The organism is Paragemmobacter amnigenus, from assembly GCF_009908265.2.
Classification (GTDB): Bacteria; Pseudomonadota; Alphaproteobacteria; order Rhodobacterales; family Rhodobacteraceae; genus Paragemmobacter; species Paragemmobacter amnigenus.
Genome location: NZ_JAAATX020000001.1, coordinates 136564 through 150635, shown reverse-complemented (window position 1 = coordinate 150635; position 14072 = coordinate 136564). Strand labels below are relative to the sequence as shown.

Here is a 14072-nt window from a genome sequence, read left to right as displayed (position 1 = left end):
GTTGCTAGTCACGGCGGGGTGGCGCCTGCGCCGCGCCGAATGGAGAGCCTGATGACCGAAACCGCCGTTCTTTCCGCCGATCTCGATCTGATCCAGCGGATCATCCCGCACCGCTATCCTTTCCTGCTGGTGGACAAGGTGCGCGACATCGTGCTGAACGAAAGCTGCGTGGGGATCAAGAACGTCACCATCAACGAGCCGCAATTCACCGGTCACTTCCCAGGGATGCCCATCTTTCCGGGCGTGATGATCATCGAGGCGATGGCGCAGACGAGCGGTATCCTTGTCGGCCTGTCGATGGATCTGGTCGACAAGCAGGCCAAGGTGTTCTTCATGGGCGTGGACGGGGTGAAGTTCCGCCGCAAGGTGGTGCCCGGCGATGTGCTGGAACTGCATGTGAAGGCGCTGCGCGGGGGCGGGCGCGTCTGGAAGTTCGAGGGCCGCGCCATGGTGGAGGGCGAGTTGGCCTGCGAGGCCACCTTCATGGCCATGTTTGACGTGCCGAAGGCGTGACGATGGGCATTCATCCGGAGGCGCGGGTCCATCCTTCTGCCGTGGTCGAGGACGGCGCGGTGATCGGGGCGGGCTGCGAGATCGGGCCGTTCTGCGTGATCGGGCCGGATGTGGTGCTGCACGAGCGCGTGGTGGTCAAGAGCCATGCCGTGGTCACCGGCTGGACCGAGCTGGGGGAGGAGACGGTGGTCTTTCCCTTTGCCACGGTGGGCGAGGTGCCGCAGGACCTGAAATACAAGGGCGAGAAGTCGCGGCTGGTGGTGGGCAAGCGCTGCCGCATCCGCGAGGGCGCGACGCTGAACCTTGGCACCGAGGGCGGCGGCGGGGTCACGCGGGTGGGCGATGACGTGCTGGTGATGACCGGCGCGCATGTTGGCCATGACGCGCAGATCGGCAATCGCGTGATCCTTGTGAACCATGTCGCCATCGCGGGGCATTGCGTGCTGGGCGATGACGTGATCGTGGGGGGGCTGTCGGGTGTGCACCAGTTCGTCCGCATCGGGCAGGGGGCGATCATCGGGGCGGTCACGATGGTGACGAATGACGTGATCCCCTATGGTCTGGTGCAGGCCCCGCGGGGCGAGCTGGACGGGCTGAACCTTGTCGGGCTGAAGCGGCGGGGGGTGGAGCGGGGCGAGATCACCGCGCTGCGCGCCGCCTACCAGATGCTGGCGCAGGGCGAGGGGACCTTCCTTGACCGCGCGCGCAAGCTGGCGGACGAGACGGACAGTGCCTATGTCCGCGAGGTGACGGAGTTCATCCTGTCGGCCTCGGACCGGTCCTTCCTGACGCCGAAATGACGCGGACGGCGATCATTGCGGGGGCGGGGGGGCTGCCTGCGGCGCTGGTGGCGGCGATGGAGGTGCGGCCCTTTGTGGCGGCGCTGGAGGGGTTCGCCCCGCGCGGGGTGGAGCCGGACCTGTGGTTCCGTGTCGAGCGGCTGGTGCCCTTCCTGCGCGCGCTGGAGGATGCGGGGGTGAGCCGCGTCTGTTTCGCGGGGGCGGTGCAGCGGCCGCGGCTGGACCCCGCGCTGTTCGATCCCGATACGGCGACGATGGTGCCGCGCCTGCTGGGCGCGATGCAGCAGGGCGATGATGCGACCTTGCGCGAGGTCTTGGCGATCTTTGCCGAGGCTGGCTTTGCGCTGGCCGGTGTGGCCGAGGTGGCGCCGGCGCTGGTGCCTGCGGCGGGGGTGCTGTGCGGAACGGTGGGCGAGCGGGACCGTGCGGATGCCGTGCGGGCGGCGGCCATCGTGGCGGCGCTGGGGGCCGTGGATGTGGGGCAGGGCGCCGTGGTGCAGCAGGGGCTGTGTCTGGCGGTCGAGGCTCTGCCCGGGACGGATGCGATGCTGGCGGGTGTGGCGGCGATTCCGGCGGGCCTGCGGCCAGCGGGGGCGCGGGGCGTGTTCTACAAGGCGCCGAAGCCCGCGCAGGATCGGCGGATCGACCTGCCCGCGCTGGGGGTGGAAACCGTGCGGCGCGTGGCGGCGGCGGGGCTGGGCGGGATCGTCTGGGAGGCGGGCGGGGTGATCTGTCTGGACCTGCCCGCGATGGTGGCCGAGGCGCAGGCGGCGGGCCTGTTCCTCTGGGCGCGCGAGCCATGAAGATCTTTCTCGTCGCGGGCGAGCCTTCGGGCGACCGTCTGGGCGCGGCGCTGATGGCGGGGTTGCGGTCCCTGCGTCCCGATGTGGAATTTGCGGGGGTGGCGGGGCCCCTGATGCAGGCGCAGGGGATGGCGTCGCTGTTTCCGATGGAGGAGCTGTCGGTGATGGGGATCGCTGAGGTCATCCCGAAGTATTTGCATCTGAAGCGGCGCATCCGCGAGGTGGCGGAGGCTGTCGTGGCATCGGGCGCGGAGGCGTTGGTCACGATCGACTCGCCCGATTTCGGGCTGCGGGTGGCGGCGCTGGTGAAGGCGGCAAAGCCAGCGGTGCGGACGATCCATTACGTGGCGCCGTCGGTCTGGGCCTGGCGGCCGGGGCGGGCGGCGAAGATGGCGCGCCATGTGGACCATGTGCTGGCGCTGCTGCCCTTCGAGCCGCCCTATATGCAGGCTGCGGGGATGAGTTGCGATTTCGTGGGGCATCCCGTGGTAGCGGAGGCTTTGGCGAGCGGGCAGGAGCGGGCGGCATGGGCGGGGACGGGGCCGCTGGTGCTGGCGCTGCCCGGGTCGCGGCGGGGCGAGGTGTCGCGGTTGATGCCGGTGCTGGGCGAGGTGGTGGGGCGGCTGGCCGCGCGGCATCCGGGGCTGCGGGTGGCGCTGCCCACGGTGCGGGGCGTGGCGGGGCAGGTCGCGGAGATGGCGGCGGGCTGGCCGGTGGCGCCCGTGATCGTGGAGGAGGCGGGGGCCAAGCGCGGGGCCTTTGCGGCGGCGGATGTGGCAGTGGCGGCATCGGGGACGGTGTCGCTGGAGCTGGCGGCGAACGGGTGCCCCATGGTCATTGCCTATGACATGCATCCATTGACGTTATGGCTGATGCGGCGGGCGGCGCTGGTCGACACGGTGACCTTGGTGAACCTTGTGTCGGAGACGCGGGTGGTGCCGGAATTCATCGGGGATCGCTGCCGCGCGGAGCTGATCGCGCCTGCGGTCGAGGCGGTTCTGGCGGACCCCTCGGCGCAGGATGCGGCGATGCGCGTGACGATGGAGCGGCTGGGCGCTGGGGGCGAACCGCCGGGGTTGCGGGCGGCGCGGTCGGTGTTGGGGGTTCTGGGGTGAGGCCCAGCGAACCACGCTGGCCCTTGCACCAAGGATAACAACGGTCAGGTCCGGACCGTGGCCCAAAGCCACGGTCCGCGCACGTCCCGCCCCACCGGGACGTGCGCCAGAGGCGCCCGCCCCGGCAGGACGTGCGCGGCCCTACCGTCGGCGATGGGAAACGCCCCACTGGGGCCTTTCCCACCGCCTTGCACTTTTGAAGGCACTTGCAGGCACAGTCTTGGGGGCTTGCCCTTGGTTTACCCCCGCCCCTTCCAGATCCAGCCGCCGCCGAAGATGCGGCTGCCTTCGGGCGCGTAGAAGACGCAGGCCTGACCCGCGCTGACGCCGTCCTCGGGGTTCAGCAGTTCCACCGTCGCCTCGATGTCTGACAGGGGCCGGATCACCGCGGGGCGCGGCGGCCGGGTGGAGCGGACCTTGACGTTCAGGTGCCATTCGGCGCGGCTGGCGAAGGGTTCGTCGCCCAGCCAGTTGATCTCGCGCACGGGGATGGTGCGGGTGGAGAGCGCCTCTTTCGGCCCGACGATCACGCGGCGGGTGTCGGGGTCGAGTTTCACCACATAGACCGGATCGCCAAGCCCGCCGATGCCCAGCCCCTTGCGCTGCCCGATCGTGTAATGGATCACGCCGCGATGGGTGCCAAGGACGGTGCCGGACATGTCCACGATCTCGCCCGGTTCCGCCGCGCCGGGGCGCAGCTTTTCGATCACGGCGGCGTAGTTGCCGTTCGGGACGAAGCAGATGTCCTGACTGTCGGGCTTGTCGGCCACAGGCAGGCCGTAGCGGGCGGCCAGCGCGCGGGTTTCGGCCTTTGACGCGAGGTGGCCCAAGGGAAAGCGCAGGTAGGACAGTTGCTCGGGCGTGGTGGAGAAGAGGAAATAGCTCTGGTCGCGGTTGGGATCGGCGGCCATGTGCAGTTCCGGCCCCGTCAGGCCCATCTTGCGCTGGATATAATGCCCCGTCGCCATGCAGTCGGCGTCGAGATCCTTTGCCGTGGCGAGCAGGTCCTTGAACTTCACCCTTTCATTGCAGCGGATGCAGGGGACGGGGGTGGCGCCGGCCAGGTAGGCGTCGGCGAATTCGTCGATCACCGCCTCGCGGAAGGTGTTTTCATAGTCGAGGACGTAATGGGGAAAGCCCATGGTTTCGGCGACGCGGCGGGCGTCGTGGATGTCGCGGCCCGCGCAGCAGGCGCCCTTTTTCGCCAGCGCCGCGCCGTGGTCGTAGAGTTGCAGGGTGACGCCCACGACATCATAGCCCTCCTCGGCAAGGACGGCGGCGACGACCGAACTGTCCACGCCGCCCGACATGGCGACGACGACGCGCGTGTCGGCGGGGGCCTTGGGCAGGCCGAGCGAGTTGAGCGGTTGGTCGAGGGACATGTGCGGCGGCCTTCGCGGGCAGGGGAAGCGTTGGCAATATAGGAAAACGCCCCTGTCCAGCAAGGGGGCGGCGTTCAGCAAGGATTAAGGATCAGGCGCGATAGTGGCGGCGGGGCAAAAGGAGGCTTGCCATGTACATCAAGCGTGTATCCGGTCCGCGCCATGTGACGCTGCCCGACGGGACGATCCTGACGCGCGCCGACCTGCCGCCGAAGGAGACCGCGCGCTGGGTCGCGCGGCGCAAGGCGGTCGTGGTGCAGGCGGTGGAGCACGGCCTGATCCCGCGCGACGAGGCGCTGGAGCGTTACGGCCTGTCGGAGGAGGAGTTCGCGCTGTGGGAGGCGGCGGTCCGCAGCCATGGCGAGGCGGCCTTGCGCGTCACGAAGATCCAGCAGTACCGGCAATTTTGAGTTGTAATCCATGCAAATGCTGCCATAGTAACCTTCGTTTAATGAGTGGTCTGCAAAGTTGTCTTCGGGCGACCTTACGGAGAGTGAAAATGCGAGTACTTCTGGTGGAAGACGATCCCGCGACGTCGCGGAGCATCGAACTGATGCTGACCCATGCCAACCTCAACGTCTACTGCACGGACCTTGGCGAGGATGGCGTGGATCTGGCGAAACTCTATGATTACGACCTGATCCTTCTCGACCTCAACCTGCCGGACATGAGCGGGCACGAGGTTCTGCGCCAGTTGCGGCAGGCGCGGATCGAGACGCCCATCCTGATCCTGTCGGGATCGGACGATACCGACAACAAGATCCGCGGATTCGGCTTTGGCGCGGATGACTACATGACCAAGCCCTTCCACCGCGAGGAGCTGATCGCGCGCATCCATGCGATCATCCGCCGGTCCAAGGGACATTCGCAGTCGATCATCCGCACGGGTCGGGTGAATGTGAACCTCGACGCGAAATCGGTCGATGTGGACGGCAAGAGCGTGCATCTGACCGGCAAGGAATACCAGATTCTAGAAATCCTGAGCCTGCGCAAGGGCACTACGCTGACCAAGGAGATGTTCCTGAACCATCTTTACGGCGGGATGGACGAGCCGGAGCTGAAGATCATCGACGTCTTCATCTGCAAGCTGCGCAAGAAGCTGGCCGAGGCGACGGGCGGCGAGAACTATATCGAAACCGTCTGGGGCCGCGGCTATGTCATGCGCGACCCCGTGCCCGAGATCGCGCATCGCCGCGTGTCGCTGGCCGCGGCAAGCTGAGCGGTCCGGATTGGCTGGACGAGTCCCCGGTCGCCCCCTAAACCAAGGGGGCGACGAAGGGGGAAGGCATGACGGGCGAACGGCAAGTCGGTGATCTGACAGAGGCAGAGGCGCGGGCGGAACTGGCCCGACTGGCCGATGCGATTGCCGCGGCGAATACCGCCTATCACGGGCTGGATGCGCCCGAGATTTCGGATGCCGAATACGACGCGCTGAAGCGCCGCAATGCCGAGATCGAGACGCGCTTTCCCGCGCTGAAACGGGCGGACAGTCCCAGCGACCAGATCGGTGCCGCCGTGGCCGAGGGGTTCGGCAAGGTCCGGCACGAGATCCGGATGCTGTCGCTGGAGAACGCCTTTGAAGATGGCGACGTGGCCGAATTCGACGCGCGGGTGCGGAGCTTTCTGGGCAGCGACGCGCCGATTGCCTATACGGCCGAGCCCAAGATCGACGGGCTGTCGCTGTCGCTGCGATACGAGCGGGGCGTGCTGGTGCAGGCCGCGACGCGGGGCGATGGCGAGGTGGGCGAGAATGTCACCGACAATGCGCGCACCATCGCGGATATACCCCAGCGGCTGGACGGGGCGCCCGACGTGCTGGAGGTGCGGGGCGAGGTCTATATGTCCCATGCCGATTTCGCGGCGCTGAATGCGCGGCAGGCGGCGGGCGGGGGCAAGGTCTTTGCCAATCCGCGCAACGCGGCGGCGGGGTCGCTGCGGCAACTGGATGCCACGATCACGGCGGCGCGTCCGCTGCGGTTCTTTGCCTATGGCTGGGGCGCGGTGACTGAGCCTTTGGCGACTTCGCAATTTGCTGCAATTTCGCGGCTGAACGGGTTGGGATTCCAGACGAATCCGCTGACCGTCCTCTGCTCCGATCCGGCCGAGATGCTGGCGCATTACCGCCGGATCGAGGCGATGCGGGCCGATCTGGGCTATGACATCGACGGGGTGGTCTACAAGGTCGACGATTTGGCGTTGCAGGGGCGGCTGGGGTTCCGGTCGACCACGCCGCGATGGGCCATCGCGCACAAGTTTCCGGCGGAACTGGCGTGGACCGAGCTGGAGGCGATCGACATACAGGTGGGCCGGACCGGCGCGCTGTCGCCGGTCGCGCGGCTGCGTCCGGTGACGGTGGGCGGGGTCGTGGTGTCGAACGCCACGCTGCACAACGAGGATTACATCGCCGGGCGCGACTCGCGCGGGCAGGTGATCCGCGAGGGCAAGGATATCCGCGTGGGCGACCGCGTGCAGGTCTATCGCGCGGGGGATGTGATCCCCAAGGTGGCCGATGTGGACATGGCGCGGCGGCCTGCAGGGGCGGTGCCTTATGTCTTCCCGCATCTCTGCCCCGAATGCGGGTCCGAGGCGGTGCGGGAAGAGGGGGATTCGGTGCGGCGCTGCACCGGCGGGCTGATCTGTCCCGCGCAGGCGGTGGAGCGGCTGGTTCATTTCGTCTCGCGCGCGGCCTTCGACATCGAGGGGTTGGGGCGCAAGCAGATCGAGATGTTCTTTGCCGACAGCCTGCTGCCGGTGCGCGAGCCTGCGGATATCTTTACGCTTGAGGCGCGGGATGCGGCCAACCCTTTGCAGAAGCTGCGGAACCGCGACGGGTTTGGCGAGAAGTCGGTGACCAACCTCTGGGCCGCGATCCGCGAGCGGCGGCGGATCGGGCTGGCGCGGGTGATCTTTGCGCTGGGGATGCGGCATGTGGGCGAGGTGGCGGCGCAGGATCTGGCGCGGCATTACCTGACATGGGAGGCGCTGGTGGCGGCGGTGGACCTTGCGCGGCCTGCGGCACTGGCCCATCGCGCGGCGGACGAGGCGGAGCTGCAAGAGCGGGCGGCGGCCGAGGCCGAGGGGCGGCGCGCGCGGGTGAAGGAGGCGCGGGATCGGGCCGTCGGCGCGCTGTCCGTGCCGGACGACGCGGCGGCGGCGTGGCAGGAGCTGATCACGGGCGACGGGATCGGGCCGGTTCTGGCGCTGTCGCTGTCGGATACGCTGGCCAATCCCGAAGAGCGGGCGTCGATCGCGCGGCTGGTGGCGCATCTGGACATCCAGCCGCCCGAGGCGCGGGCGACGGAATCGCCGGTGGCGGGGCTGACGGTGGTCTTTACCGGCACGCTGGAGAAGATGACGCGGGCCGAGGCCAAGGCGCGGGCCGAGTCCTTGGGGGCCAAGGTGGCGGGGTCGGTGTCGGCCAAGACGGACCTGCTGGTCGCGGGGCCGGGGGCGGGGTCGAAGGCCAAGGATGCCGAGCGGCTGGGCGTCAGGATGATCGACGAGGATGGGTGGCTGGCCCTGATCGGGGACGCATGAGCCGCCCGCCCGAGCTGTTCCCGCTGTTTGCCGGTCTGGAAACGCTGGAGGGCGTGGGGGAAAAGACGGCTGCCGCGATGGCGGGGCTGGGGGTGGAGCGGCCGAAGGATCTGCTGTTCCTGCTGCCGCATTCGGGGGTGGATCGGGCGCGGAAGGCGTCGGTGCGGGAGGTGGTGCCGCCCTGCGTTGTCACGGTCGAGGTGGAGGTGGGCGCGCATTTCCCGCCGCGGGTGAAGGGCAAGCCCTATCGCGTGATGGTGCGGGATGCGGCGCTGGAATTCACGCTGGTCTTCTTTCACGCGCGGGGGGATTTCCTGCAGCGGCTGTTGCCGACGGGGCAGCGGCGGCTGATCTCGGGGCGGGTGGAGCTGTTCGACGGGATCGCGCAGATGGTGCATCCCGACCATGTGCTGCGGCCCGAGGAGGCGGGGGAATTGCCCGCGTTCGAACCCGTCTATCCGCTGACCGCGGGGGTGACGCAGAAGGTGGTGGCCAAGGCGGTGGCGGGGGCGTTGGCGCGGGCGCCGGACTTGCCGGAATGGATCGACGGGCCCTTGCTGGCGCGCGAGGGGTGGCCGTCGTGGCGCGATGCCTTGCTGGCGGTGCACGGGCCGAAGGGGGCGGCAGAGATCGCGCCCACCCATCCGGCGCGGCAGCGGCTGGCCTATGACGAATTGCTGGCGCATCAGCTGACGCTGGCGCTGGCGCGGGCGACGTTGAGGAAGCAGAAGGGATTGCCGACGGTCGGGGATGGCCGGTTGCGGGCGAAGGTGATCGAAAGCCTGCCCTATGCCCTGACCGGCGCGCAGGCACGGGCGGTGGGCGAGATTGCCGCCGATATGGAAGGCCCGTTCCGCATGAACCGGCTGCTGCAGGGGGATGTGGGGGCGGGCAAGACGCTGGTCGCCTTTCTTGCGCTGCTGGTGGCGGTGGAGGCTGGGGGGCAGGGCGTGATGATGGCCCCCACCGAGATATTGGCGCGGCAGCATTTCGCGGGGCTGGAGCCGCTGGCCGCCGCGGCGGGGGTGCGGCTGGAGCTGCTGACGGGCCGCGACAAGGGGGCGGAGCGGGCGGCCAAGCTGCGCGATCTGGCCGAGGGGCGGATTGCCGTGCTGGTGGGCACCCATGCGGTGTTCCAGCGGGACGTGGAGTTCCGCGACCTGCGGCTGGCGGTGGTGGACGAGCAGCACCGTTTTGGCGTGGCGCAGCGGATGGAGCTGGGCGCGAAGGGGGCGGCGACCGATACGCTGGTGATGACGGCGACGCCCATTCCCCGCTCGCTGGCCTTGGCGACCTATGGCGACATGGATGTGTCCGTGCTGGACGAGAAGCCGCCGGGGCGCAAGCCGATCCGCACCGCGCTGGTGTCGACGGCGCGGATCGACGAGGTGGTGGGGCATCTGGCCAAGGCCGTGGCCGAGGGGCGGCAGGCCTATTGGGTGTGCCCGCTGGTCGAGGAGTCGGAGGTGTTGGACTATGCCAGCGCCGAGGCACGGTTCCAGCATCTGCGCGCGGCCTTGGGCGATGTGGTCGGCATGGTGCATGGCCAGATGCCGCCCGCCGAGAAGGATGCGGCCATGGCGCGGTTCGTGGCGGGAGAGACGAAGGTTCTGGTCGCGACGACGGTGATCGAGGTGGGGGTGAACGTGCCCAATGCCTCGATCATGGTGATCGAGCGGGCGGAGACATTCGGTCTGGCGCAGTTGCACCAGCTGCGCGGGCGCGTGGGGCGGGGGGCGGCGGAATCGACCTGTCTTCTTATGTATCAGGCGCCCCTGAGCGAGGGGGGCGAACGGCGGTTGAAGGTCCTGCGCGACACCGAGGACGGGTTCCGCATCGCCGAGGAGGATCTGGCGATGCGGGGGGCGGGGGATCTGATCGGGACGGCGCAATCGGGGCTGCCGCGGTTCCGCGTGGCGGATCTGGAGCGGCAGGGGGCGCTGATGGCGATCGCGCAGAGTGATGCGCGGCGGTTGCTGGCGGATGACCCCACGCTGACGGGGTCGCGGGGGAAGGCGGCGCGGATGCTGCTGTGGCTGCTGGATCAGGATAGGGCGATCCGGCTGATCGGGGTGGGCTGATCTGCGGCAGGCTTTCCGGCGGTTCCGCTTGTGTTCCTGAATGTTCCTAAAAAGTTCTTGTTCGAATCGCGCGGATATGAGAACAAATCAGCAACAACACCAAGGGAGGTGACGATGCTGACGGATATGAAGGATATTCTTTCCCGGTCCCGCGCGACGGTGGTCGAGGATACGGTCGGGGTTGTCACGCTGTTCGGTCTTTTGGTGGTCTGCCTGCACGTCTTCGGGACGGCCTGAGCTTTTCGGAATTCTGCCTGCGCTCCGTTCCTTTTGCGCCTGTCCCCAAGCGGCGCCCGGATGGCAGCCCTGCCTGTCCGGTGGACGAAACGCCACTGACCGCCGCCGTCGATGGACGTGCGGCGGTTTTTTTGTCTGCGGGGTCGGGCTTTGCCGTGGCGAAGCCGGGGGCTTTGCCCCCGGACCCCCGGGGTATTTGGGCCGAGATGAAAGGGCGGGGTCAGCCTGCGGCGCGGGCGGTGAGGGCGGCGTCCATGGCGGCGAGGGTGGCGTCGAGGGCGAGGAGGATCGAGGCGTGGCGGTTGGCGTAGTCGCGGGCGGGAAGGAGGACTTCGAGCCCGTCGAAGGGCGCGGCGGGGACGGGGCCGCCGCGTTTGAGCATGGCTTCGAGTTCGGCGCGCGCCTGCGCGATCTCGGCGCGCGTGCGGTCGATGGCGGCGCGGCCCGAGACGGAGGCCGAGGCCTGACCCAGCGCGCAGGCCTTCACGTCCTGCGCGTAGTCGGCGATGCGGTCGCCGTCGAGCGTGAGGTCCACGGTGACGGTGGAGCCGCAAAGGGGCGAGCGTTTCTTTGCCGTGCCGTCAGGCGCGGGCAGGCGGCCGAGATGGGGGATGTCGGCGGCGAGTTCGAGGATGCGGCCCGAATAGAGCTTGACCAGATCGCTGTCGCTCATGGCTTTTCCTTTCGCGTGCTTCTCCTTAGATAGACCCGTCCGCCGCCCCTGCCAAGGAGAAGGCCCGTGCGCTTTGACCCTGCAAGCCTAAAGTATGATGCCAATGGCCTGATCCCCTGCATCGCGCAGGATCATGCGACGGGCGAGGTCTTGATGATGGCATGGATGAATGCCGAGGCGGTGGCGCGGACGGTCGCGACGGGGCGGGTGACCTATTGGAGCCGGTCGCGCGGGGCCTTCTGGGTGAAGGGCGAGACGTCGGGGCATGTGCAGCGGCTGGTGGAATTGCGGGTGGATTGCGACCGCGATGCGCTGCTGGCGATGGTGGAGCAGGAGGGGCCGGCCTGTCATACGAACCGGCGGTCCTGTTTCTATACGGCGGTGCGGGAGGGCGGCGAGGTCGTCCTGACAGAGCCGATGGTGTGAGGGAAGGGGGCGCTCGCGCCCCCTCTTGGCCTGACGGCCAATTCACCCCCTGAGGATATTTATAGACAGAAAATAAAGCTTCTTTAGAGGCCGATCATGCGGCGGATGTCCTGCGGGGTGGCCCCGTCGGCGCGGTATTTCGATATGGCGCGGGCGTCGTCGCGTTTGGCAAGGCGCTTGCCTGCATCGTCGCGGATGAGCGCGTGGTGGTGGTAGGCGGGGGTGGGCAGGCCGAAGAGGTGCTGCAGGATCACCTGCACGGGGGTGAAGTCGAAGAGGTCTTCGCCGCGGATGACATGGGTGATGCCCTGGTCCGCGTCGTCGAAGGCGGAGGCGAGGAAATAGGCCACGATATCCTCGCCCTTGCGGGAAAGGACCACGTCGCCGATCTGCGCCAGCGCCTTGGCGCGGTCGATGCTGTGGGTGCCTGCATGGGCAGGGCCGGTTTCCGTGAAGGCGGGCGGTCCGGGCAGGGCGTCGAGGGCGGCGGCGAGGTTCAGGCGCAGCGCGTCGCCTGCGCGGCGGTCGGAGAGGGGGCGGTGGCGGCAGGTGCCGGGGTAGACGGCGAAGGCCACGCCTTCCTGCGGGGCGGAAAGGGCCGCGCGGATGTCGGCGCGGGTGCAGGAGCAGGGGTAGAGAAGGCCGCGGTCGGCCAGCGGTTCGAGGCGGGTGTTGTAGGCGGCGATCTTGTCGGATTGGCGCTGGACGGGGCCGTCCCATGACAGGCCGAGCCATGCGAGGTCTTCGCGGATAAGCGCCTCCCATTCCGGGCGGCAGCGGTCGAGGTCGGTGTCTTCCATGCGGAGGAGGAATTCGCCCCCTGCCGCGCGGGCCATGTCATGGGCGAGGATCGCGGAATAGGCGTGGCCGAGGTGCAGCGGGCCGGTCGGCGAGGGGGCGAACCGGGTACGGAACGTCATTGCGCGGCGAGCCAGCCCCGGAAGCTGTCCTTCGCGCGGTCGGTATAGGCCTTGTACCGGTCCTTGCGGCCCTTGCGCCCGCCCTTGGCGTCGATCGGGGGGAAGAGGCCGAAGTTGACGTTCATCGGCTGGAAGGTCTTGGCATCCGCGCCACCCGTGATGTGGGTGATCAGGGCCCCCATGGCGGTGTCGGGCGGGGGCGGGGGCAGGTCGCGGCCGAGGATTTCGCTTGCTGCCATCCGGCCGGCGAGCAGGCCCATGGCGGCGGATTCGACATAGCCTTCGACGCCCGTTACCTGACCCGCAAAGCGCAGGTTGGGGCGGGATTTCAGGCGCATCCGGTCATCGAGCAGCGTGGGAGAGTTGATGAAGGTGTTGCGGTGGATGCCGCCAAGCCGCGCGAAGGAGGCGTTTTCAAGTCCGGGAATGGTTTTGAAAACAGCGGTTTGCGCGCCGTACTTCATCTTGGTCTGGAAGCCCACGATGTTGTAGAGCGTGCCCAGCTTGTTGTCGCGGCGCAGTTGGACCACGGCATAGGGTTTGACGTCGGGGCGGTGGGGGTTGGTCAGGCCCACCGGCTTCATCGGGCCGAAGCGCAGGGTTTCGCGGCCGCGTTCGGCCATGACTTCGATCGGCAGGCAGCCGTCGAAATAACCTGCGGTTTCGCCTTCGTGGAATTCGGTCTTCTCGGCCGCCAGCAGCGCGTCGATGAAGGCGTCGTATTGCGCGCGGTCCATCGGGCAGTTCATGTAGGCGGTCTGTTCCTCGACCGTTTCGCCCTTGTCGTAACGGGATTGCATCCAGGCCACCGACATGTCCACGCTTTCGGCATAGACGATGGGGGCGATGGCGTCGAAGAAGGCAAGGTGTTCGGCGCCCGTGGCGGCGCGGATGCTTTGTGCCAGCGCGCCGGAGGTGAGGGGGCCGGTGGCGATGATCCAGTGGCCTTCGGTCGGCAACTCGCGGATTTCGCCATCCTCGACCGTGATGAGGGGGTGGCTGCGCAGGGTGCGCGTCACGGCCTCGGCGAAGGGGTCGCGGTCGACGGCCAGCGCGCCGCCTGCGGGCAGGCGGTGGGCGCGGGCGGTTTGCATGATGATGCCGTCTGCGGCACCCATTTCCCAGTGCAGCAGCCCTACGGCGTTGCGTTCGTCATCGTCCGAGCGGAAGGAGTTTGAGCAGACCATTTCCGCGAGGTGGCCGGTGCGGTGGGCGAAGGTGCCCACGGCGGGGCGCATTTCGTGGATCACGACGCGCACGCCCATGCGGGCGGCCTGCCATGCGGCCTCGGCCCCGGCCATGCCGCCGCCGATGATGTGGAGTGTCTCGGTCATGGGGGGGATTTAGGGGGTTTGGCGGAAATAGGAAAGGGCCGAGGCGCATTGTGCGCGCCCCGGCCCCCTGTGGACCCGTCTGCTAACATGCATCCGTCATGTGCCAAATAGCGACAGGCGCAGCGGTGCTGTGCATGGATGCAGGGGTCGGGAAAATTCTTCTGGCGAAGAATTTTCGGGGCGAATTTTCTGCGAAGATTCGGGATTTGCGCGGTGGGCAGTGGTGGGGGGGGGAACCTTCGCGAGAAGGT

Annotated in this window: 14 protein-coding genes; 10 read left to right on the top strand and 4 right to left on the bottom strand. The window is 68.3% G+C overall.

From position 1 onward, the window contains the following. Positions 1 to 51: 51 nt before the first annotated feature. Genes fabZ through lpxB form a run of 4 tightly spaced genes read left to right on the top strand, consistent with a single transcriptional unit; the run spans position 52 to position 3231 of the window. The gene (gene fabZ, locus GU927_RS00780) at positions 52 to 513 is read left to right on the top strand and encodes a 3-hydroxyacyl-ACP dehydratase FabZ (RefSeq protein ID WP_161760292.1); all 462 of its coding nucleotides are present in this window, start codon (positions 52 to 54) and stop codon (positions 511 to 513) included. Between the two features lie 2 nt (positions 514 to 515). Continuing rightward, a complete protein-coding gene (lpxA, locus tag GU927_RS00775; protein ID WP_161760291.1) occupies positions 516 to 1313 on the top strand; it encodes an acyl-ACP--UDP-N-acetylglucosamine O-acyltransferase in 798 nt (265 codons plus the stop codon). Beyond that, positions 1310 to 2116, top strand: a complete 807-nt coding sequence (locus GU927_RS00770) for an LpxI family protein (protein WP_161760290.1) — start codon at positions 1310 to 1312, stop codon at positions 2114 to 2116. Before lpxA ends, GU927_RS00770 begins: the two co-directional genes overlap by 4 nt. Continuing rightward, complete coding sequence (lpxB, locus tag GU927_RS00765; RefSeq protein ID WP_161760289.1) at positions 2113 to 3231, top strand: lipid-A-disaccharide synthase; 1119 nt, start codon at positions 2113 to 2115, stop codon at positions 3229 to 3231. Before GU927_RS00770 ends, lpxB begins: the two co-directional genes overlap by 4 nt. A gap of 239 nt (positions 3232 to 3470) precedes the next feature. Here the strand turns inward: lpxB and mnmA are convergent, their stop codons facing one another. Beyond that, positions 3471 to 4613, bottom strand: coding sequence for a tRNA 2-thiouridine(34) synthase MnmA (gene mnmA / locus GU927_RS00760; RefSeq protein ID WP_161760288.1), 1143 nt, complete (start codon positions 4611 to 4613; stop codon positions 3471 to 3473). A gap of 131 nt (positions 4614 to 4744) precedes the next feature. Between mnmA and sciP the strand changes: the two genes are divergently transcribed. The 5 genes from sciP to GU927_RS20415 all read left to right on the top strand — a co-directional run bounded on the left by sciP (position 4745) and on the right by GU927_RS20415 (position 10468). Next, positions 4745 to 5023 carry a CtrA inhibitor SciP gene (gene sciP / locus GU927_RS00755; protein ID WP_161760287.1) on the top strand — a complete coding sequence of 93 codons (279 nt, stop codon included), beginning with the start codon at positions 4745 to 4747 and terminating at the stop codon, positions 5021 to 5023. A gap of 89 nt (positions 5024 to 5112) precedes the next feature. Beyond that, a complete protein-coding gene (gene ctrA / locus GU927_RS00750; RefSeq protein WP_161760286.1) occupies positions 5113 to 5832 on the top strand; it encodes a response regulator transcription factor CtrA in 720 nt (239 codons plus the stop codon). A 68-nt stretch (positions 5833 to 5900) separates the two neighbouring features. Beyond that, positions 5901 to 8150, top strand: a complete 2250-nt coding sequence (gene ligA / locus GU927_RS00745; protein WP_161760285.1) for an NAD-dependent DNA ligase LigA — start codon at positions 5901 to 5903, stop codon at positions 8148 to 8150. Continuing rightward, positions 8147 to 10231, top strand: coding sequence for an ATP-dependent DNA helicase RecG (recG, locus tag GU927_RS00740; protein ID WP_161760284.1), 2085 nt, complete (start codon positions 8147 to 8149; stop codon positions 10229 to 10231). The genes ligA and recG overlap by 4 nt, the downstream gene beginning before the upstream one ends. A 114-nt stretch (positions 10232 to 10345) precedes the next feature. Then, the gene (locus GU927_RS20415) at positions 10346 to 10468 is read left to right on the top strand and encodes a hypothetical protein (protein WP_269770088.1); all 123 of its coding nucleotides are present in this window, start codon (positions 10346 to 10348) and stop codon (positions 10466 to 10468) included. Positions 10469 to 10688: 220 nt separating this feature from the next. Here GU927_RS20415 and GU927_RS00735 read toward each other — a convergent pair whose 3' ends face one another. Then, entirely contained in the window at positions 10689 to 11141 is a 453-nt protein-coding gene (locus GU927_RS00735) for an iron-sulfur cluster assembly scaffold protein (protein ID WP_161760283.1), read from the bottom strand. A gap of 66 nt (positions 11142 to 11207) precedes the next feature. Between GU927_RS00735 and hisI the strand changes: the two genes are divergently transcribed. Next, positions 11208 to 11567 carry a phosphoribosyl-AMP cyclohydrolase gene (gene hisI / locus GU927_RS00730; protein WP_161760282.1) on the top strand — a complete coding sequence of 120 codons (360 nt, stop codon included), beginning with the start codon at positions 11208 to 11210 and terminating at the stop codon, positions 11565 to 11567. 83 nt (positions 11568 to 11650) lie between these two features. Here the strand turns inward: hisI and gluQRS are convergent, their stop codons facing one another. Together gluQRS and trmFO are read right to left on the bottom strand one after the other, a co-directional pair. Beyond that, complete coding sequence (gluQRS, locus tag GU927_RS00725) at positions 11651 to 12487, bottom strand: tRNA glutamyl-Q(34) synthetase GluQRS (RefSeq protein ID WP_161760281.1); 837 nt, start codon at positions 12485 to 12487, stop codon at positions 11651 to 11653. Beyond that, positions 12484 to 13821 carry a methylenetetrahydrofolate--tRNA-(uracil(54)-C(5))-methyltransferase (FADH(2)-oxidizing) TrmFO gene (trmFO, locus tag GU927_RS00720; protein WP_161760280.1) on the bottom strand — a complete coding sequence of 446 codons (1338 nt, stop codon included), beginning with the start codon at positions 13819 to 13821 and terminating at the stop codon, positions 12484 to 12486. The genes gluQRS and trmFO overlap by 4 nt, the downstream gene beginning before the upstream one ends. Positions 13822 to 14072 lie beyond the last annotated feature (251 nt).

Bases quoted from the DNA above. Each gene is read 5' to 3' on its own strand.
- GU927_RS20415 (WP_269770088.1), top strand. From the start codon at position 10,346: ATGCTGACGGATATGAAGGATATTCTTTCCCGGTCCCGCGCGACGGTG.
- sciP (WP_161760287.1), top strand. From the start codon at position 4,745: ATGTACATCAAGCGTGTATCCGGTCCGCGCCATGTGACGCTGCCCGAC.
- ctrA (WP_161760286.1), top strand. From the start codon at position 5,113: ATGCGAGTACTTCTGGTGGAAGACGATCCCGCGACGTCGCGGAGCATC.
- mnmA (WP_161760288.1), bottom strand. From the start codon at position 4,613: ATGTCCCTCGACCAACCGCTCAACTCGCTCGGCCTGCCCAAGGCCCCC.
- lpxB (WP_161760289.1), top strand. From the start codon at position 2,113: ATGAAGATCTTTCTCGTCGCGGGCGAGCCTTCGGGCGACCGTCTGGGC.
- fabZ (WP_161760292.1), top strand. From the start codon at position 52: ATGACCGAAACCGCCGTTCTTTCCGCCGATCTCGATCTGATCCAGCGG.
- GU927_RS00770 (WP_161760290.1), top strand. From the start codon at position 1,310: ATGACGCGGACGGCGATCATTGCGGGGGCGGGGGGGCTGCCTGCGGCG.
- gluQRS (WP_161760281.1), bottom strand. From the start codon at position 12,487: ATGACGTTCCGTACCCGGTTCGCCCCCTCGCCGACCGGCCCGCTGCAC.
- GU927_RS00735 (WP_161760283.1), bottom strand. From the start codon at position 11,141: ATGAGCGACAGCGATCTGGTCAAGCTCTATTCGGGCCGCATCCTCGAA.
- ligA (WP_161760285.1), top strand. From the start codon at position 5,901: ATGACGGGCGAACGGCAAGTCGGTGATCTGACAGAGGCAGAGGCGCGG.
- trmFO (WP_161760280.1), bottom strand. From the start codon at position 13,821: ATGACCGAGACACTCCACATCATCGGCGGCGGCATGGCCGGGGCCGAG.
- recG (WP_161760284.1), top strand. From the start codon at position 8,147: ATGAGCCGCCCGCCCGAGCTGTTCCCGCTGTTTGCCGGTCTGGAAACG.
- lpxA (WP_161760291.1), top strand. From the start codon at position 516: ATGGGCATTCATCCGGAGGCGCGGGTCCATCCTTCTGCCGTGGTCGAG.